18 protein-coding genes are annotated in these 19,555 nt (G+C 60.2%); 8 read left to right on the top strand and 10 right to left on the bottom strand.

Annotated elements, in window-relative coordinates:
* Nucleotides 1-320: 320 nt before the first annotated feature.
* A complete protein-coding gene (locus tag ACSQ36_RS38650) occupies nucleotides 321-530 on the bottom strand; it encodes a hypothetical protein (RefSeq protein WP_436186184.1) in 210 nt (69 codons plus the stop codon).
* Here ACSQ36_RS38650 and ACSQ36_RS38655 point away from each other — a divergent pair.
* Nucleotides 529-1,308: a GntR family transcriptional regulator gene (locus ACSQ36_RS38655; protein ID WP_436186185.1), complete on the top strand. Its 780-nt coding sequence runs from the start codon at nucleotides 529-531 to the stop codon at nucleotides 1,306-1,308. The two genes, ACSQ36_RS38650 and ACSQ36_RS38655, sit on opposite strands and share 2 nt — an antisense overlap.
* A gap of 28 nt (nucleotides 1,309-1,336) precedes the next feature.
* On the opposite strand, the gene ACSQ36_RS38660 is transcribed toward ACSQ36_RS38655, so the two are convergent.
* From ACSQ36_RS38660 to ACSQ36_RS38700, 9 genes are all read right to left on the bottom strand, one after another.
* The gene (locus ACSQ36_RS38660) at nucleotides 1,337-1,621 is read right to left on the bottom strand and encodes a cupin domain-containing protein (protein ID WP_436186186.1); all 285 of its coding nucleotides are present in this window, start codon (nucleotides 1,619-1,621) and stop codon (nucleotides 1,337-1,339) included.
* A gap of 26 nt (nucleotides 1,622-1,647) precedes the next feature.
* The gene (locus ACSQ36_RS38665) at nucleotides 1,648-2,829 is read right to left on the bottom strand and encodes an amidase (protein WP_436186187.1); all 1,182 of its coding nucleotides are present in this window, start codon (nucleotides 2,827-2,829) and stop codon (nucleotides 1,648-1,650) included.
* A gap of 7 nt (nucleotides 2,830-2,836) precedes the next feature.
* The gene (locus ACSQ36_RS38670) at nucleotides 2,837-3,859 is read right to left on the bottom strand and encodes an ABC transporter ATP-binding protein (RefSeq protein WP_436186188.1); all 1,023 of its coding nucleotides are present in this window, start codon (nucleotides 3,857-3,859) and stop codon (nucleotides 2,837-2,839) included.
* Nucleotides 3,859-4,920 (bottom strand): ABC transporter ATP-binding protein, encoded by a 1,062-nt coding sequence (locus ACSQ36_RS38675; protein ID WP_436186189.1) that lies wholly within the window; start codon nucleotides 4,918-4,920, stop codon nucleotides 3,859-3,861. The genes ACSQ36_RS38670 and ACSQ36_RS38675 overlap by 1 nt, the downstream gene beginning before the upstream one ends.
* Entirely contained in the window at nucleotides 4,920-5,813 is an 894-nt protein-coding gene (locus ACSQ36_RS38680) for an ABC transporter permease (RefSeq protein ID WP_436186190.1), read from the bottom strand. Before ACSQ36_RS38680 ends, ACSQ36_RS38675 begins: the two co-directional genes overlap by 1 nt.
* A 3-nt stretch (nucleotides 5,814-5,816) precedes the next feature.
* Nucleotides 5,817-6,770 carry an ABC transporter permease gene (locus tag ACSQ36_RS38685; protein ID WP_436186191.1) on the bottom strand — a complete coding sequence of 318 codons (954 nt, stop codon included), beginning with the start codon at nucleotides 6,768-6,770 and terminating at the stop codon, nucleotides 5,817-5,819.
* A 60-nt stretch (nucleotides 6,771-6,830) separates the two neighbouring features.
* Nucleotides 6,831-8,486, bottom strand: coding sequence for an ABC transporter substrate-binding protein (locus tag ACSQ36_RS38690; RefSeq protein ID WP_436186192.1), 1,656 nt, complete (start codon nucleotides 8,484-8,486; stop codon nucleotides 6,831-6,833).
* A 90-nt stretch (nucleotides 8,487-8,576) separates the two neighbouring features.
* Nucleotides 8,577-9,236, bottom strand: a complete 660-nt coding sequence (locus tag ACSQ36_RS38695; RefSeq protein ID WP_213762885.1) for a FadR/GntR family transcriptional regulator — start codon at nucleotides 9,234-9,236, stop codon at nucleotides 8,577-8,579.
* 405 nt (nucleotides 9,237-9,641) lie between these two features.
* Nucleotides 9,642-11,132, bottom strand: coding sequence for a PLP-dependent aminotransferase family protein (locus ACSQ36_RS38700; RefSeq protein ID WP_436186193.1), 1,491 nt, complete (start codon nucleotides 11,130-11,132; stop codon nucleotides 9,642-9,644).
* A gap of 124 nt (nucleotides 11,133-11,256) precedes the next feature.
* Between ACSQ36_RS38700 and ACSQ36_RS38705 the strand changes: the two genes are divergently transcribed.
* From ACSQ36_RS38705 to ACSQ36_RS38735, 7 genes are all read left to right on the top strand, one after another.
* Nucleotides 11,257-12,360, top strand: a complete 1,104-nt coding sequence (locus ACSQ36_RS38705; protein ID WP_436186194.1) for an FAD-binding oxidoreductase — start codon at nucleotides 11,257-11,259, stop codon at nucleotides 12,358-12,360.
* A 42-nt stretch (nucleotides 12,361-12,402) separates the two neighbouring features.
* Nucleotides 12,403-13,092 (top strand): M24 family metallopeptidase, encoded by a 690-nt coding sequence (locus ACSQ36_RS38710; RefSeq protein ID WP_436186195.1) that lies wholly within the window; start codon nucleotides 12,403-12,405, stop codon nucleotides 13,090-13,092.
* Nucleotides 13,093-13,220: 128 nt separating this feature from the next.
* The gene (locus ACSQ36_RS38715; protein WP_436186196.1) at nucleotides 13,221-14,534 is read left to right on the top strand and encodes a transporter substrate-binding protein; all 1,314 of its coding nucleotides are present in this window, start codon (nucleotides 13,221-13,223) and stop codon (nucleotides 14,532-14,534) included.
* A gap of 9 nt (nucleotides 14,535-14,543) precedes the next feature.
* Complete coding sequence (locus ACSQ36_RS38720; RefSeq protein WP_213762880.1) at nucleotides 14,544-15,419, top strand: ABC transporter permease subunit; 876 nt, start codon at nucleotides 14,544-14,546, stop codon at nucleotides 15,417-15,419.
* A gap of 20 nt (nucleotides 15,420-15,439) precedes the next feature.
* Nucleotides 15,440-17,332: an ABC transporter permease subunit gene (locus tag ACSQ36_RS38725; protein ID WP_436186197.1), complete on the top strand. Its 1,893-nt coding sequence runs from the start codon at nucleotides 15,440-15,442 to the stop codon at nucleotides 17,330-17,332.
* The gene (locus tag ACSQ36_RS38730; protein ID WP_436186198.1) at nucleotides 17,316-18,035 is read left to right on the top strand and encodes an ABC transporter ATP-binding protein; all 720 of its coding nucleotides are present in this window, start codon (nucleotides 17,316-17,318) and stop codon (nucleotides 18,033-18,035) included. The genes ACSQ36_RS38725 and ACSQ36_RS38730 overlap by 17 nt, the downstream gene beginning before the upstream one ends.
* A 69-nt stretch (nucleotides 18,036-18,104) precedes the next feature.
* Nucleotides 18,105-19,553 carry an amidase gene (locus tag ACSQ36_RS38735; protein ID WP_436186199.1) on the top strand — a complete coding sequence of 483 codons (1,449 nt, stop codon included), beginning with the start codon at nucleotides 18,105-18,107 and terminating at the stop codon, nucleotides 19,551-19,553.
* Nucleotides 19,554-19,555: the final 2 nt, after the last annotated feature.

The following is a 19,555-nucleotide window of genomic DNA, read 5'->3' on the forward strand; positions in this document are numbered from 1 at the left end:
TTCGTGTCAGGATTCGCGAGAAGGAGGGGTTCAAACATCCTTCGCTCTGGCGAGCACCGTGCTTTTGGGGCACCTATGAATAGAAACTGCACGCTGTGGACACTTAGGGTAGCGGGTTTGAAAGCGTTTTCTTTGCTTCGTTTCTTTGTCGCTTTGGACAAAGAAATGACGTGCCGCCACGCACAGTGGCTAACAGTGATAAAGAGAAAATCCGACTCAGGCAGACCACCACGGCCGAAAGCACCAACCCGGCATCGACCCCTGACCGCTAACCCAGAGCCTAGCACCCTGACCCCAACTCCAGAACCTAGAAATCCAGATCACCCCTGACCGCCGACGCTCAAATCCGACCACCACGGCGTGGTAGTATGGTAGATGACAAGATAAAATTCGAACACTATCTTCGTCCTCTTTTTACTACTCATCCAAGTGTGGGTCATGGTCACGAAAAACGTCTTACCGACGCCGTTGCGACGTAACGCGTCTTCGCCAGCCGGTGCCGGTCGCAATGAACCAACGGCTTCTTCCATGCCACCGGCCGCACCTCCCCGCGGCCGCACTCGCGCAGCGGAACCGCGTGTAGCGCTGCCCAACCTGCGCGGTCAGCTTCGCATTGAATCGCACGAACCCATCGGCAAGCAAATCTTTCGTGCCCTGCGTGAAGCCATTTTCTCGGGTGCGCTGGTGCCCGGCACGCCACTGTCCGAGACCGAAGTTTCAGACATGTTCCAGGTCTCCCGGCAACCGGTCCGTGAAGCGTTCATCAAGCTTGTAGAGTCAGGCGTGCTGCAGGTGCTGCCGCAAAGAGGAACCTTCGTGAAGAAGATCTCACCGCGGCGCGTTCGCGAAGGCAGGTTCATCCGTGAAGCAATCGAGGCCGCAGTGGCCCGCAAGGCCGCGCTTGAAATCACGTCGGCGCAACTCGCCGACCTCGCTGAAAATCTACGCGACCAGAAGACCGCTGCGAAGGTGAACGACACCACGTCGTTCCTCGCACTCGATGAGCGCTTCCATTTCCTGATAGCACAATCTATCGATTGCGTGGCGGCATGGGACACCATTCAGGACATCAAGGCTCAGATGGACCGCGTGCGTTATCTGAGCCTGCCGGAAGTCTCACCTCTTGAATTGCTGATCAAGCAGCACGCACGGATTGTGAGCGCACTGAAAGCGCATGACGCCGACGGCGCGGAAGAAGCCATGCGCGCCCATCTGCGCGAGATCCTGGTCTCGCTCAAACCGGTTGCCGAGCGCAATCCGGATTGGTTCGAACCGGATGAAGGCGAGCGCGTCCACCTTGCTAACTAACTCGGCGGCACAGCGCTCCGTTGCGCTCTCAGACGATCTCGATTTCAACGAACACAACCTCGTGGTCGCTAGCATTGACGACGTTATGTTCAACGCCCTTCAAGCCGGCATAACTCTGCCCGGCATGTAGTTCGGAAACTCGGTTACCTGTTTTAGTTTCAAGCAGGAGTTCCCCGTTGGTTTGCGGAACGACAATGTAGTCGTGCCCATGAACATGCCAGCCGGTTTCGGCGCCCGGTGCGAATCGCCACTCGGTTACTATCGCGCGATCGTTCAATACCTGCTGCGTGGGGACTGCCGGTGTACGGATCATGCGCTTTCCTCCAATGTCGGACGGCGTCAGGCCATCAGCATGCGGCCTAGTTCGATCAACCCTTTGTCGCTGCCGGGCGGTCCGATCAGCGACAAGCCTAGTGGCACACCGTCTATCTGCATCAACGGCAGCGAGAGTTGCGGGCATCCACCGAGCCCCGAGACGCACAGCATCCTGATCGCCTGGTTACGGTACGACTCCAGCGCTTCGTCCGTGTCCGACAACAGCGGGGCAACGTCAGGCATCGTGGGCATGACAATAATGCGCCCGCCGTCTAGCAGGCTCAACAAATTTGCGCGGAATTGCTCGCGTACGCTCTCACTGTCCTCGTTCTGTGCGGGTGTCACGGTACGTGACCATGCGAAACGTTCGCGCACGCCCGGGCCGAGCTGGAAGTCGAAACGCTGGATCGATTCACCGTGACTTTGCCACGCCTGGAATCCCTGTGTGTAACGAAACGCCCAGTAGAGCGCGTCGGTGGAGGGCGTCATGATGTCGACGCTTTCTATCGATCCGAAGCACGCCTTGACGCGATCAAGTGTCGCGAAGAAAACCTTCACCACAGGTTCCGGCAGCCCGGCCAGCACCTCGCGCGGCAAGCAGACATGAGGCGCTGACGGGAGCGTCGTCGTATCTTCGCCGAGCAACACGTTGCCCACGCGTGCAAATGTTTCGATGTCACGCGTGAACCAGCCGCAAGTGTCGAACCTCGGTGACAACGGCATGCAACCGTCGAGCGACACACGCGCGTGGGTCGGTCGCAAACCGATCAGGCCGCAATGGCTAGCCGGCGCGCGGACCGAGCCGCCGGTATCGGTGCCGAGCGCGAAATCGCACAACCCATTCGATACCGCCGACGCCGAGCCCGAACTCGATCCACCGGTCACACGGTCCGGCGCGGCGCCATTGCGCGGTGCGCCGAAGTGCGCGTTCTTGCCGGTCATCGAGAACGCGAGTTCCTCCGTATAGGTCTTGCCCGCGAAGGTGGCGCCGGCCGCGAGCAAGGCCTCCACAACCGGCGCGTTGCTCGTCTTGATACCGGACATGGCCAGCATGTGCGGGTTGCCGCAGCCGGTGGGATAGCCTGCCACATCGAAGATGTCCTTTACGCCGAACGTCAGGCCCGTGAGCGGGCCGTTCGGGGCATGGGGTACCGGATGATCGGGGTAGGGTACGAAAGCGCGATACGAGGCGAGATCTGGTGTCATTTCGTTGTTAGTGAGTGGAGAGAATGTCGGTCTTCGGTTGCAGCATGGCGATTTCGTCGACCCGGATGCAACGGGCCGAATGCGCGTTACCGACCAGGCGTTCTTCAGGCTGTGTCTGCAAGCAACGGTCGATCGCATGCGCACAACGCGGCGCGAACGCGCAGCCCGGCGGCAGCGCGGAAAGGTCGGGCGGCGCACCGCCAATTGTTTCCAGCCGAACGCCTTTTTTCATGGCGCCTTGCGTGCGGCCTTTGAGCAGAGCAATGGTATAGGGATGCCGTGGTTCGGTCAGCAGCGCGAGCGCCGGCCCCTGCTCGACGATCCGGCCCGCGTACATCACCGCGATGCGATCCGCGACCTCGGTCGCGGCTCCAATGTCGTGCGTGACGAACACAATCGACAGACCCAGTTCCTGTTGCAGGTCGCGCAGAAGCAGCAAGATCTGGATCTGCACGGTCGCGTCGAGAGCAGTGGTCGGTTCGTCGGCGAGCAGGACACGCGGTTCGCACGACAACGCCAGCGCGATCATCGCGCGCTGGCGCATGCCGCCCGACATCTCGTGCGGATACGCATCCAGCCGGCGTTCAGGGCTTGGAATGCGGACCTTTTCGAATAACGCCAGCGCTCGTTTGCGCGCTTCGGCCTTCGATACCCCCTGATGCCGCCGTACCATCTCGGCAATCTGCGCGCCGAGCGTGTAGACCGGATCAAGGGCGAGCAACGGTTCCTGGAAGATCATCGATACGACCTTGCCGCGCAGGTCAGAAAGCTGCCGGCGCGAGAGCTTTAGTACGTCCTGACCTTCAACGTCGAGTCCGCCCTCCATGCGCGTAGTCTTCTCCGAATGCAGCCGCATGATCGCGCGCAACGTGACGCTCTTGCCCGAGCCGGATTCGCCAAGCAGAGCGACCACCTCGCCGCGTCCCACTTCCAGGTCCACGCCGTTGACTGCGTGGATTGTCCGGCCGGGCGTGATAAAGCGGACCTTCAGGTCGCGCAGGCTGATGCTGACCTCCGGCTTCTTGTTCATCACGCGACCTCCTGCGCTGCGGTAATCGGGATTGGAACGTAGCCGCTGTCCGGCTCGTATTCAAGGCACGTTACTTGTCCTTCACCAACCGTAGAGACGGCCGGTGCGCGTTTGCTGCATACATCCTGCGCCTGCGGACAGCGCGTATGAAAGCGGCAGCCGCTGGGCGGATCGATCGGATTGGGCGGATCGCCGAAGAGCGGCGCGGCGGTCGTGCGGCGCGTTGGATCGACACTCGGCATGGAGTTGAGCAAGGCCCGCGTATACGGATGCAACGCGTGCGAAAACACGTCCTCCGCCGTGCCGATCTCCACGATCTCGCCCAGATACATCACCACCAGCCGGTCCGAGATGTAGCGCACAACATTCAGGTCGTGGCTGATGAAGACATAGGTCAGTCCGAACTCCGCCTTGAGATCGGCGAGCAGATTCAGCACCTGAGCTTCGACCGATTTGTCGAGTGCCGACACAGCTTCGTCGAGAATCACAAGGCGCGGACCGAGTGCCAAAGCCCGCGCAATATTCACGCGCTGTCGCTGACCGCCCGAGAGTTCGTGCGGATAACGTCCCGCAAACCGCACGGGATCGAGGCCGACGCGCGCGAGCAGGTCACGTCCGCGTGCTATTGCGTCTTTCCGCGAGACGCCGTGAACCGTTGCGCCGAACGCGACTGAATCTTCGATCGTCATGCGTGGATTGAGCGACGAGAAGCTGTCCTGGAACACCATCTGCACCTGACGGCGAAACTCGCGCAGGGGCAGGGCGCGTGACCCGACCGTTTCGCCGTCGAAGATAAGTTCGCCGCTATCCTGCTGCAGCAATTGCATCATCAGTCGCGCCATGGTGGATTTGCCGCAGCCCGATTCGCCCACAACCCCAAGGGTCTCACCCTTCAATACATCGAACGAGATGTTGTCGACGGCGCGGACCACGTTGCGCGCATCCTTTAGAAACGGCAGCCCTTTGTTGCCGAGTGGAAAATGCCGGACCACATTCTTGACGCTCAGCAACGGCTGGGCCGGGCCGCCGATGTCACGATCATCTGCCATGAGTGCAGCCATTATTTGATCTCCATCGCAGCACGCAGGCCGTCGGAGAGCATGTTGAAAGCAATCGACGTCGCGAAGATAAACACGCCAGGCAGCGCCGCGAGCCAGGGCTGCACATAGATTGCCGTGCGCAAGGTATTGAGCATCAGGCCCCACTCCGGGTTCGGCGGCGTAACACCGAGGCCGAGGAACGAGAGGCCGGAGGCGAGGATCATCGAGACGGAGATGAGGCTGGTGGAGAACACGAAGATCGGTCCGATCACGTTGCCGAGCACATGCACGCGCACGATCGTGAAGGCGCTTGCGCCCGACGCGCGCGCGGCATCCACGAAATCACTGCGGCGGACTTGCGTGGTGACGCTCTCGGCAATCCGCGCGATCTGCGGGATGAACACCACGGTCAGCGATACCAGCGCGTTGCCAATGCCCGTACCTAATGCACCGGATAACGCAATGGCCAGCAGCACCGACGGAAACGCGTAGAGCACGTCGATCGTGCGCATCACGAGCGCGTTGAGCACACCGCCTGCGTAACCCGCCATGATCCCGATCGCTCCGCCAATACCGAACGCGAGCAGGACCGGTGTCACGCCCATGAATAGCGACAGGCGGGCGCCCAGGATCAGGCGGGACAGCATGTCGCGGCCCAGTTCGTCGGTGCCGAGCAAATAGCCGGGCGTGCCGATCGGCTTGAGGCGATTGAACATGGACGCGGCGAACGGATCGGCCGGCATCAAGAGGGGCGCGGCAACGGCCATGATCAGGAAGATGAGGATCACGGTGGCGCCGAGCATCGCCTGCGGATTGCGGACCAGGCGACGCAGCACGTTTGCTCCGTGTCCGCGCGAGCGCAACGGCGTGGCGAGGGGCTTGGCGGTGTCGCCGGTGGTGATAGTCGTGGTCACGGCTCAGCCCCTTTCAATACGCGGATCGAAGACGGTTTGAAGGATGTCAACCAGGAGATTCAGGATAACGAAGAATAGTGCGAGCACCAGGATCGTGCCTTGCAGCAGCGGCAGGTCCCGCTGGAAGATCGCGGCATTGAGCAGGAAACCGGTGCCCGGCCAGGAGAACACCGTCTCGATCAGGATCGATCCGCCCAGCAGATAACCGAGTTGAAGGCCCATCACTGCCAGCGCGGTCGGCGCGCAGTTCTTCAGCACATGGCGGAACAAGGCGAACTCGCTCAAGCCACGCGCCCTCAATCCGACCATGAATTCCTGCGACAGCGTATCGGCCACCAGCGCGCGGACCGTGCGCGAGATAATACCCATGGGGATGAACGACATGGTGACTGCGGGCAACACGAGGTACTGGAAGTGCGCCCAGTCCCAATGCCAGTCGGCCGAACCGTCGGGTCCCGCGCCGGTGGCGGGCAGCCACATCAGCTTCACCGAGAACACGATCACGAGGACCATGCCCAGCCAGTAATGCGGCACGCTCACGCCGGTGACCGAGACAAGCGAAGCCGCGCGGTCAATCCACGAGCCGCGCATGTAGCCCGCTACAAAGCCAAACAGCGCGCCGAATGCAAAGCCGATCAGCGTGGCCAGCGCGGCGATCATCATCGTATTGCCGACCGCCTTGATCACTTCGCCGGCGACCGGGCGGCCGGTAGCAATCGAGGTGCCGAGGTCGCCATGCAGCGCGCGCCAGACCCAGCTAAAGAACTGCACCGGCAACGGCCGGTTGAAACCGTAGAGTTCCATCAACTGCTTCTGCAGGTCAGCCGATGCATCGGGTGGCAGGATGGAAACCAACGGGTCGCCCGGCGCGATATGAACCAGCATGAAGCAGAGGAACGCAACGCCCAGCATGATCGGCAATGCATAGAGCGCGCGCCGTAGAAGATAGGAAAGCATGAGGTGGGGCCCGGTTGCCGTGGTCTGGGCGCAGAGTGCCCAGACCACGGCGGGTTCAGGTCAGTTCATCGACATGGTGGCGATGTCTATAAACCAGCTCTTCGGTTGCACCACGCCGTGCACCTTGGCCGAGATCGCGCGGGGGCCTGTGTCGTGCGCGATCCAGATGAACGGCGCGTCGTCGACAATGTCTCCGTGCAACTGCGCGAGCAGCACGTCGCGCTGTTTCGCGTCGAAGGTCGTACGAGCTTGCTGGATCAACGCATCGATCTTCGGGTTGCTGTAGTACCCCCAGTTATTCGATACCGGCGGGAAGGCCTGCGTGCTGACGAAACGGACCATGGCGAAGAACGGGTCCATTGATGCGAAGCTCACGTTGGTCGCATTGGCGCCATGCGCCGACGGGTCCTTCGCACCGAGGCGCCAGTTGGTGTAGAGCGTGTTCCACTCGACCACGTCAAAGCTGACGTCGATGAAGCAGGCCTTCAGGTTCTGTTGCACGAATTCATTCATGGGCAGCGGCTGCATCTGGCCAGACCCCGAAGCCGAAATCTGCACCTTGACCTTCAGCGGCTTCGCTGCCGAATAACCGGCTTCGGTCATCAGCTTGCGGGCTGCGTCCGGGTCGTACTTGATCTGGAAGGTCGGATTGCCGCGCCACGGGTCGCCCGGCTCGAAGGTGCCGGTCGCTTCGCTCATCATGCCGCCCAGCAACTGCTTGAGCGCGGTGCGGTTCACACAGAGGTTGGCTGCGTAACGCACGCGTTTGTCGAGCCACGGGGAACCCGGCAGGAAGGAGAGTTGCCACGGCCACACGTGGGGTTGCGGGTTCGAATAGATCTTGAAGCCGCGCGACTTGATGGCGTCCATGGAATCCGGCGCGGGCGCCTCGATCCAGTCGACCTGACCTGACAGTAGAGCGGCCGTGCGGGTGTTGGCCTCCGGCAGCGGCAGCAGTACCACGCGATCAATCTTCGGCCTGCGCGCCGGGTCCCAGTACTCAGTGTTCTTGACCATCTCCAGGCGTTCGCGCGGCACGAAGCGCGCCATCTTGAACGGGCCGGTACCCGATGCATCGGCGGCGAACGCGATCCACGCCTGCTTGTCGCGCTCGGCGGGATCGGTCACTGTCGCGGGAATGGCGGCGAGTTTTTTCTGCCACTGTACGGGCGAGGCCATATACAGGTTTGCCAGGTTGATCGGCAGGAACGAGTCGGGTTCAGAGGTCGTCAACTCGACCGTCAGGTCATCGATCTTGTGTGCTGAGCGCAGCGTGGGCATGCGCGATGCGGTCACGCCGACCTGGCTTGGGTCGAAGTTCGGCGCGCTCTTGTCGAGGACCTTGTCGACGTTCCAGACGACCGCGTCGGCGTTGAATGGCGAGCCGTCGTGAAACTTCACGCCAGGGCGCAGTTTGAAGATCCACTTGGTGTGGTCCTTGGGATCGACTTGCCAGGACGTGGCGAGGTCGGGGATCAGTTCGCTGGGTCCTTTCTCGTGGCTCAGGTCCCATTGCGTGAGACCGTCGTACATGGTTATGCCTGTGAAGCGATTGCCCTCATAACCCTGGTCCGGCTGGCCCAGCGTGCGAGGGATGTCGCCTGCTGTCATTGCGATCCTCAGCACTTTTTCCTGCGCTTGTGCGGTGGCGGGTAGGACCGCGCTGCATGCCAGCGCGCAGGCCCACGTCAGCAAACTTGATTTGATGAAGTTCATGCAGGTACGGTCCTTTATGGTGGTTGATCTTCGGTGGATGTCGGAGAGGGTGGCCAGAAACGGTACACATTCAGTTAGTCATGCTGATATCTACGGAATGGTGAAAGCGATGCCGGCGCGTTCGGCGGCGCCTCGCAGATGGCGTTGCATGGCGGTCATTGCGGCGGTGGCGTTGCCGCAGGTAATCGCCGCAACAATGTGTTCGTGTTCCTCGAACGCCTCGATCAGGCGCGGTGTATTGGCGAGGGGAAAGCGTTGGCTTTTACCTATGCGGTCTTCGAACGAGTGCGAGATTTCCGCGAGGATGTCATTGCCGGAGCAGGCAGCGATTGCTTGATGGAAAGCGAGGTCGCAATTGGCGGCGTCGATGAGGTCATTGCGCAGCAGCGCGTCTTTGAAGCGTGCTTGCATGTCGCGGAACTGGCTTGCTATGCCGGGACCGGTTGTTCGTGCGGCGAGCGCGGCGGCGGAGGGCTCGATGATGTAGCGCAGTTGCATGGTTTGCTCGGCGCTACGGCTGACGGGCTCTGTATCGCGTTGTCCGCGATGCGCGACGAACGTACCTTTGCCGGGGACCGAGCGAAGGAACCCTAGCGTCATGAGTACGGATACGGCTTCGCGCAGGGCGCCGCGGCTTACACCGAGCTGACCTGCTAGATCGCGCTGTCCAGGCAGGACTTCACCGGGCGCGTATACGCCTGAAAGAATGCGTTGCTGGAGGGTTTGCGCAACGAAATTCGACATGCTCATGCGGTGCACTCCTACCGGTAGGACCGGAGTGCTTATGCGTGAACCGTGCCAGGAGTATGTTGGCTTTTAAAAACAATGGCTTGGGTTGGCGACCGGAATTTTGGAAGTAGGGTATGCACTAGTTCCTTGCGATCGATTCGGTGCATCGCACGAAATCAGGGCAGACGAGGGCGGTCTTACCACGGTCGCACCTATGCGCTTCCAGCAGCAAATTCAAAAAACGCCTCGGCAACCGGGGTCAAGGGCCGCATCTTCTCGACGATTGCGCAAAACGGCATCGAGTAGAACGGCGATTCCGGCAACATTGAATATCGCTCGTATCGTTGCGACGCCCGCTGTACCAGCGCGGCTTGATTCGACAAAACCGAGCGATGCGAGAGACTACTGCTTACCGGTCCCGATCGATCAGAGACGCGTATCTTGTCTTGAGAGCACCTTTCGCAGCCGTTCGAACCCCTGCTTCAGTTCGCGCTCGTTGAGGCTGCCAAATCCGAGCCGCATAGCGTTGACAGGTGCATAGTCATCCGAGAACAAGGTGCCGGTCAAGACGCGTACACGTTCCCGGACGGCATCCTCTTCGAGGCGTTGCATATCGATTGCCGAATCGAGTGTGAGCCACAGCGCCAGCCCACCGTCAGGCGGCGAGACCGTGGCGATCGAACTTAGCTTTTCATGTACCAGCGCAATCGCCATTTCACAGCGTTGCTCGTAGATCTTCACCGCCCGCCTGATGTGTCTCTTGAGTTCTCCGCTCTGCATGAGTTCCGCCACTGCGCGCTCTGTCACCCCATTCCCTTGCCGGTCGATAAGCATCACTTCATTGGCCAGTCGATTGATCACGCTCGGCGGCGCCACGACATAACCAATCCTGAGTCCCGGGGCGAGTATCTTGCTCATTGAGCCTATGTAGATGACCTTGCCCGAGCGATCGACGCTGGCCATCGGCAACATCGGATTGTGCGAAAAATGAAATTCGTGATCGTAGTCGTCCTCCACGATCACGAAGTCGAACTGCTCGGCCAAGGCAAGAAGCCGCATGCGGCGATGAACGGGCATGGTCACCGTGGTCGGAAACTGATGGTGAGGCGTGATGTAGATGGCCCGGATTTTATGGACGCGGCAGATTCTCTCAAGCGACTCAGGAATCATGCCGTGTTCGTCCTGGTCGACACTAAAGACGGACGCTCCGCAGGCGCGGAACGCATCTCGCGCGGGAGGGTAGGTGAGTCGTTCCAGCGCCACTGCGTCGCCTGGGCGGACCAGGAGGCGAGCGGCCAGATAAATGCCCATCTGACTGCCGCGCACGATGCACACGGTGTCCTCGTCCGCGTTCAGTCCGCGCTCTATCCGAAGCATCGCTGCGATGGTTTGCCTTAGCAGCGCGAGGCCACGGGCATCGCCATAGCCCAGCCGGTTGGAGCGTGCGGATTCGATCAGCGCAAGGCGAAAGGCCCTGGACAAAGCCTCGAACGACACCACGCGTGTGTCAGGGGCGCCGTCGGTGAATTCAATAAAGCCGTCCCTTGGAGGCGCCGGCAGCTCTTTCTCGATTCCGTATGGCCGATAGTCAGGGCCTGGCAGCGACCCCGCCGACCATTTAAGGACTTCCTCCGCCTTGCTTTCCATTTCCGCGACAGGCAGCGCCGGCGATACGAAAGTCCCGCGCTTTCCCTGCGTGACCAGCCAGCCCTGCGCCGCCAGCTCGTCATAAACCGCCACGATGGTCTTACGGTTCACGCCCAACTGCGTGGCCAGTTCTCTGGACCCCGCCAGCGAGTTCCCCGGGCGCAGAAGTCCCGAGCGGATTTTTTCAACCAGCGCCTGGCTGATCTGAAGGCTCAGTGACACCGGCGAATTCCGGTCGATGCTGATTGTGAATTCCCAGTTTCTTAACATCGCCAGCTCCTCGCCGTCTTCATCTGAACTCGTCCCTGGACCAGCTATGTCAAAAATACTGGATCACTCGGATGGGCCACGAAAACTATAGCATTTAACAAACGCAAACGAGGTACGTGACGCAATGAACACCTTACCGGGACCCACGACCGATGACCGCTTCGAGGCCGAAGTGTTGTCGGTCTCGCCGCTGAATGACTCCGTCATGAAGGTCCGGCTGATGCCGCTTTCTGGAAAAACGATGAAGTACAGCGAAGGCCAGTTTCTATCGATCGAGTTGCCGGACGGTGATCTGCGCTCTTATTCGATGGCGTCGGCGAGCACGAACGACCGTGTCATTGAATTGCATATCCGCTTGCATCGCGACGGCAAATTCTCGCGGATGCTGCGCAATGAATTGGCAACGGGCGACACCCTGAAGGTTCACGGCCCGTTCGGCACTTGTGTCTGGCAAACGCCTGCGTCGGAGGTCTCGGCGATCGTCATGCTCGCGACGGGGACGGGCATCGCGCCGCTCAATGCGCTGCTTGAAGCCGCGTTGCAATCGGGCTGTGCAAATCCGGTCTGGCTCTATTGGGGCGCAACTACTGAAGCAGACCTGTATCTCTCCGCACGTTTCGCAAGTCTTGCGGCAAGTCACCGCAATTTTCATTACGTACCCGTACTGAGCGGTGCCCTCGGCTATTGGCAAGGAAAACGAGGATTCGTCCAGGACGCGGCCGCGGCCGACCATCCGGACCTCTCGAACTCGCGCGTCTACGCATGTGGCGCGCCGTCGATGATTACGGCCGCACGGGACCTGCTCGTCGGCATGCATGGTCTCGATCCCGACAATTTCCTCTCCGATTCTTTCGTCGCGTCGGCGATAAGCCGGCCCGCAGACGCGCGCCGCGCACCTGTTCACGTCAACGCCAGCCTTGTACCTGACCAGGTCTCAGGCAACGTGCCCGCGCGAACGTTGCCCTCCTGGACCGGCGACACACTGCTCGCCGCGCTGCGCGACGCAGACCTCGTCAAGGGTGTGTGCGGCGGCAATCAGTCTTGCGGCACTTGCCGCGTCACGGTGGAAAAAACCTGGTTCGACAGGCTGATGCCGGCTGCGCGAACAGAAAGTCGATTGTTGCAATCGATCGAGGACAGTGGGCCGTTCGACCGGCTCGCCTGCCAAATTGTCCTTGAACCCAAACTGAATGGTTTGAGTGTCAGTGTTCCGCGCGACGCATTCTAGTTGTCCAATTTTCCACCGAAATCCCAAACAGGAGCAGCACCCATGAGTACAGAAGCGATTCAGCAGACCCTTGAAGCCGTTGGCCAGCATTATGACGCGCAGAAGATGATGACCGTGCGTCATATGACACGGGATGCGATACGGCAGATCTCCCGCGCGGTCAAACCCGGGATGGTCGAAGAAGACGCTGTCGAAATGGCCAAGGACCTTCTCGCCAGCCTCGGAATGCTGCGCGGTTGGCACGATGTCTATGTCCGCTTTGGCAGCAATACCACGAAGACTTTCGGCGAAGCCTCCGATCCGGGCGTGGTGCTCGGTCAGGACGATATTTTCCTGATCGACATTGGCCCGACATGGAAGGAATGGGAGGGCGACGGCGGCGACACGTTCGTCACTGGGACCGATGCCGGCAAGGCGAGGTGTGCAAGCGATGCCCGCGAAATCTTCCATGAAGTACGCAAGCACTGGGTTGAAACAAGCGACAGCGGGAAAGTGCTTTACGAGGTTGCGGTCGCAGCGGCAAAGCGTCGGGGATGGGTGCTGAACATGGATTTGTCGGGCCATCGTCTGGCCGACTTTCCACACGCGGCGATTTACGAAGGTCCGATGGCCGAAGTCGATTTCAAGCCGAGCCGGCAATTGTGGGTTCTCGAAATCCATATTCGCAACGCTGACCACACATACGGCGCGTTCTTCGAGGACATGCTGTTAGAGGACGATTTTTTTAACTAAGGTTTATTCGGTCTACTACTTATTGTTTTCCCGGAGTCGCATCTCGCACAACCAAAGCCTGGTCAAGGCGCTCCCCCGCCGCAGCGGCCAAGCCAAGTCTGCCCACCCTAACGAACAAGAGCCCCGCGATGAAAAGAAATCTGCCTGAAAACACACTGTCCTGTCCGGCCGGCCACGAAGAAAGCCGAACCACCATCACCCGCCGCAACCTGCTCAAACTTTCATTGGCGGGCGTCGGCGCGGCGGCGCTGGGGCGCTCATTCAGTGCAATGGGCGCCGATGCGCCGGGGGCGGATCTTCATGTCGCGAGCATGTTCGACCTGACCGGGAACCTGAATATCTACGGCGTGCAACTGATGAACGCATCGAAGTACGCGATCGATGCGATCAATAAAGGCGGCGGCGTCATGGGCCGCAAGGTCGTACTGCACGCCTACGATACGCAATCGAAGATCGAACTATATTCCCGCTACGCTCAGGAAATTGGTGCCGACGATCGAATCAGCGCCGTCGTCGGATGTATTACCGGTGCGTCGCGGGAAGCCGCGCGGCCCGTGTTGAGCCGATACGGAAAGATTCTCTTTTTTCCGATGATCGACGAGGGCGGCGAGTGCGACAAGTTCACCTTCATGCAAGGCAGCGATTGCGTTCAACAGGAGGCGCCTCTGATCAACTGGGCCGTGAAGAACGCAGGCAAGACAATCTACGTGGTCGCGGCGGACTACGTGTATGGTCACGTCGCGACGGCCTGGACACAATCGCTGGTGGCGAAGGCTGGCGGCACGATTGCGGGCATCGAATACATTCCCCTCGAAGTATCCGATTTCGGCTCGACGATACGCAAGATCCAGGCGGCGGGTCCGGCGGTCGTCATGTCGAACCTCGTTGGCAACAATCACATTGCGTTCTACCGGCAATTTGCCGCGGCCGGGCTGAACAAGTCGATCCGCATCATTTCACCGACCTTCGGACTGGGTAACGAGCAAACCGTGCTTACCCCTCAGGAGGCCAGCGGAATCATAGTCGCGTACTCGTATTTCGAATCGCTCGCCACGCCAGAAAACAAGACGTTCCTCGATGGCTTCAAGACCCTCTACCCGAATGCGGGCCCGATTCCCGATGGTCCGGTGCAGGTTTGGAACGGCTGGAATCAGTGGCGGCTCGCAGTGGAGCAGGCAAAAACCACGAACACCGCGCAGGTAGTCGCCGCGCTGGAGTCAGGCAAGGCCTATGTTGGCCCCAGCGGCAAGGTATCGACTGACGGCCAGTCTCATCGCAATGTGCAGGACATTCACCTTGCACGGGTCTCAAGCCAAGGCAGCTACGAGATCATTGAGTCGCTGCCGCAGGTTGCGCCTTCGCGCGAAATCGTCGGCGCGGGAACCATTGATCTGATCGGTAAAGACAAAGCAGCGCACAAGATGGTCAACCCCAAAGTCTAGGAGCGTCTCATGTCGATGTCCTCCGTTCTTGTAGTCGCGCTGTCAGTCCTGACGAGCGTCTCCATCCTCGTCATGGTTTCACTGGGTCTCGCGTTGATATTCGGTCTGATGAAGGTCGTCAACATGGCGCATGGCGAGTTCATGATGATTGGCGCATTTACCGCCGTCACGCTGGTCCGTTACGCCGGGATTCCCTTGTTCGTGGCGATTGCGGCATCGCCCCTACTCAGCGCCGCGGTCGGCGTTGTGGTCGAGGTAGTACTGATCAGACCGTTATACAAGAAGCGGTTGGTGGACACGCTTCTCGTCACGTTCGGACTGAGCCTGATCCTCTTTCAGCTCGCCGTGGATATTTTCGGCACGACATCGGCTGGCATCTCTACGCCGCTTGGGGCGCTGAAGATCGGCACTTACTCCGTGTCAGTCTATTCGTCCTTTGTGTTGCCGGCCGCGGCGTTTGCATCGGTCTTTGGACTCTATCTGGTGTTCACCCGCACGCGTTATGGACTGTTGGCGCGTGCGACGGCCCAGAACGCCGAGATGGCGAGCGCACTGGGCGTCTTCGCGCCACGCATCAACCTCATCACGTTCGCGATCGGTTGCGGCATGGCCGGGTTGGCGGGAGGGCTGATTGCGCCGGTTATTGCGGTCAGCCCCGGCCTTGGACAAACCTATGTCGCGCAGGCATTCATGACCGTGGTAACGGGCGGCCCAGCCTTTGTGTTTGGCACCGTGATGTCATCTGCTTTACTCGGTAGCGTGGCCAACCTTGTCTCGCAGTGGCTGACGACGCTCTGGGGCGTATCCGCTCTGCTCGTGACGGCAATGGTCCTGGTTCGAGTCCTTCCCCAAGGCATATCAGCGTCTTGGCGCCGTAAATTCTAAGCGTCGACGGGAGATTTTTCGTGAACACCAATCCAGAGATTCAAGATGCGTTGATGGCGCAGGCGCCTGACGCCATCCATCCGGGCCGCTCCAACCTGCTGCAGAAAGCGGCTCATCGGGGGCTGGTCTGGCCCGTCTTGCTGGTCGTTGTTGCACTTATCGTGGCGCCGCATCTGTCGATCGCGCTCCAACTGAAGGGCGTGCTTTGGCTCAGCTTTGGCATCGTCGCCTTGAGTCTCGATTTCTTGTGGGGACGAGCCGGCATTTTCAGCTTTGGCCAGAATGCGCTATTTGGAGTGGGTGCGTACGCTTACGCGATCTTCTCCTTGAACGTGTTTCCGGTCTCCCATGAAACGGGCAGCGCGTTCGTCGTGGCAGCGCTGGCGTCAGCGGTGTTTTCCGGCATGCTGGGATACGTGCTCTTCTACGGCAAGATCGGTGATGTTTACCTGGCGATCGTCACGCTCGCGATCACGCTCGTTTTGTATTCGGTTATTTCGAGCACGTCGGGTCCGCAATATCACATTGGCGAGGCACTTCTGGGTGGCTTCAACGGGATTCCTTCACTACCGTCCATCGCGTTGGGCTGGCCGGGTAACGAGTCCACCTCCGAGCTTTCGCCCTCAGCCATGTTCGGCTTTGCCGCTTGCGTGGCAGGGCTGATGTACAGCGTGGTCAGGTTTCTTGTGACGGGGCGATTCGGCCGGATGCTCGCCGGCCTTCGTGAGAACGAGCTTCGCATGGACCTGCTCGGCTACGACACACGCCGGCTCAAGCTGATTGCCTTTGTTATCGGTGGCGCACTCGCTGGAATCGGCGGCGCACTTTTTGCCGCATGGGGAACGTTTGTCAATCCGGCGATATTCAGCCTTCCTCAGGCCGCGCTGATCGTGATATGGGTGATGGTCGGCGGGCGCGGTTCGCTGGGCGGCGCGTTCCTCGGAGTCGTCCTCGTCCAGTGGATCTCCGACGAAGCCGAAAACGTGATCAGCGAACAGACGCCGCTCATTTTGGGCGTGCTGCTGGTCGTGACGGTAATGCTTGCGCCCTCGGGTGTCGCGTCGCTCCTTCGCCGGCCGATGGATTATTTGCTTCGCTTCATTAGCAGACCGCCGCGACCCGAGACCGCCGCCGACCTGTTCGATGGGGAGGCGGACACGTTGCCCGATGTTCACGAGAGCGGCGTGCGTTCGAGCGGCGTCATGCGTGCCAATGCGATCGCGAAGAACTTCGGTGGGGTCTCCGTGTTGCGTGGAATCAGTGTCGACTTCGTAGGTCCCGGGATTCATGTGGTGATCGGTGCGAACGGCGCCGGCAAGAGCACGTTCTTTGGCGTGTTGACGGGCCGCCATCAAGCGACGGATGGTCAAGTCGTTCTTAATGACATCGACATCACCCGGGCACCGACATTCAAGCGAGCCCGTCACGGCCTCGGCATCAAAACTCAGGTTCCGAGCCTGTTTCCCGGCCTTTCCGTCCAGGAGAATCTTCGCCTGGCTCATTACGAGCCTGGACGCAGCCGGAGCACACGGCTCGTGCGCAGAACGCTCCAAGCGGTCGGCTTGCACCGCAAGATGAATACGCTCGTCGCGGAGCTTGCGCATGGCGAACAGCAATGGCTGGAAATCGCGATGGTGCTTGCGCAAGACCCGGCCGTGATCCTGCTGGACGAGCCTGCAGCAGGCATGACCGCGCAAGAGCGGAGCAACACGGTTGCATTGATCCAGCAACTGGCGATCGATCATACGGTGATCGTGGTCGAGCACGACATGAGCTTCATCCGTGCGTTGAGCGCGCCCATTTCAATGCTGCATCAAGGGAAGATTTTCCGTCAGGGCACGTTTGAAGAGATCACGTCGGATCCCATCGTCATCGATGCTTACCTGGGAAGAAATCATGCTGCTCACCACTAGCGATTTATGGTCGGGGTACGGCAACGTCACCATCTTGCGCGGCGTGGATTTCAACATCGAAGCGGGCGAAGTGGTTGCTGTCCTCGGACGAAATGGCGTCGGCAAGACGACTTTGATCCGGACCCTGTCAGGCGCGTTGCCTTGTCAGCGAGGCGGTATCCAGTTGAATCAGGTCGAGATCAGTTCGACGGCCGCTCACCGGCGTGCGCAGATCGGCATCGCCTGTGTGCCGCAAGGGCGTCAGATCTTCACTCAACTGACAGTTGCAGAAAACATGCTGGTCGGCGCCTATGCAATGGGCTTTGATCACAAGCGCATCAAGCAGAAGATGGAAGTTCTGATGGTCGATTTCCCGTCGCTCGTGCCCAAGCTCAAGCATCTTGGGGGCAGTCTCAGCGGCGGGCAACAGCAATTGCTGGCGCTCGCCAGGGCGTTGATCACCGAACCCAGACTGCTGTTGCTCGATGAACCGTCAGAAGGTATTCAGCCATCCTTACTTGATGACATTTCACGCGTATTGCAAGCGGTTTCATCGCGGGACGGGTTGTCCGTGGTGCTGGTCGAGCAGAACCTGGACTTTGCCCGGCAACTGGCATCCCGTGCGTACTTGATGGAATCGGGACGCATCAGCGGAACGGTCGCCATCACTGACACGCTTGACGATAAAGCGCTGGATCGCGAGTTGTTCGGCGCAGCGCTTTAGCAGCATCCGACTCATTTTTTCTTTAACCGTCAATATCGATTCGTTGCCCCAAGCCAAGGAAGAACCATCATGAATGAGCCAATCAAGGACTCCCGTCTGTCTCAGTCGGAATTGTGCTTCATCACGGCCGAAGAGGCATTGCAAAGGTTTCGGGACCGAAGCCTTTCGCCGGTCGACCTGATGAAAGCTGTTATTGCGCGCTGCGAGTCCGTCAATCCGAAGGTCAATGCGATCACCAACCGGTTTTACGAGCAGGCGCTCGATCAGGCCGCGAGTGCCGAAGCGCGGTATCAGTCAGGCGTTGAGGTTCGTCCGCTGGAGGGCATTCCGCTTGCGGTGAAGGAGCTTCACCCGGTCAAAGGGGTGACGACTTCCTGGGGCTCGAAGGTTTTCGAAGGCGTGGTCGCGGATCGCACGATTCCTGCGGTGCAGCGCCTTTTCGATGCCGGCGCGATCATGCACATTCGCACCACGACCCCTGAATTTGCCCATGCAGGGCATTGCCACAGCCCCCTCTATGGTGTGACCCGGAACCCGTGGGATACCGATTTCAGCAGCGGCGGGTCCTCTGGCGGATCGGCAGTCGCCGTGGCAACCGGCATGACGACGCTGGCGGAAGGCGATGACGGTGGCGGCTCGCTGCGCATTCCCGCCTCGGCTTGCGGAACAGTCGGCTACAAGCCTGCCTACGGACGCGTTCCGGGCTTGCTGCTCGATACGATGTTCGAGTCGATCGTGCATATCGGACCGATCACGCGAAGCGTCGGTGACGCCGCGCTGATGCTCAATGTGATGTCTGGCCAACACCCGGACGACATCACAAGCCTGCGCGATCGGGTCGTCATTCCCACCGCTACCTCGGGAGGCATGCAAGGCCTGCGGGTCGCTTTCTCCAGCAATCTGGGCTTCGTCGAAGTTGATCACGAAGTCGCCCGGAACACGGCGGAAGCCGTCCGCAAGATGCAGGCGGCGGGCGCCGTAGTCGAACAGATCGATCTCGATTGGAATGAAAGTGCCTACGATGCCTGGGTAACGCATTGGGAAGGACTCTTCGCGACGATCGCCGGCCATCATATTCCGCAGTGGCAATACAAGATGGACCCGTTTGTGCGCAGCCTGATCCATCGTGGTTTCGGTCACAGTGCGGTGCGCGTCAAGCAGACCGAAATGGTGCGCTCGGCAATGTGGCAGAAGCTGTCGGCCGTGTTCGAGCGGTTCGACGTGCTGGTGTGTCCAACGCTCGCCGTGCCTGCTCTCAAAGCGGAACACAAGAACGACGACGCCGGATTCACGATCAACGGCAAACCGGTCGATGCGTATCTCGCCTGGGCACTGACGTATCCGTTCAATCTACTGAGCCAATGTCCGGCGATCTCCGTGCCATCGGGCATGAGCCCCCAGGGTCTTCCGACAGGATTGCAGATCGTGGGGCGTCCGTTCGACGATCTGACCGTATTCAAGGCCGCAGCCGCGTTCGAGCAGGCGGCGCCGTGGGCTCAAGCCCATCCTCAACCGTAAAG

The sequence above is a fragment of the Caballeronia sp. LjRoot34 genome (assembly GCF_964253815.1).
Classification (GTDB): domain Bacteria; phylum Pseudomonadota; class Gammaproteobacteria; order Burkholderiales; family Burkholderiaceae; genus Caballeronia.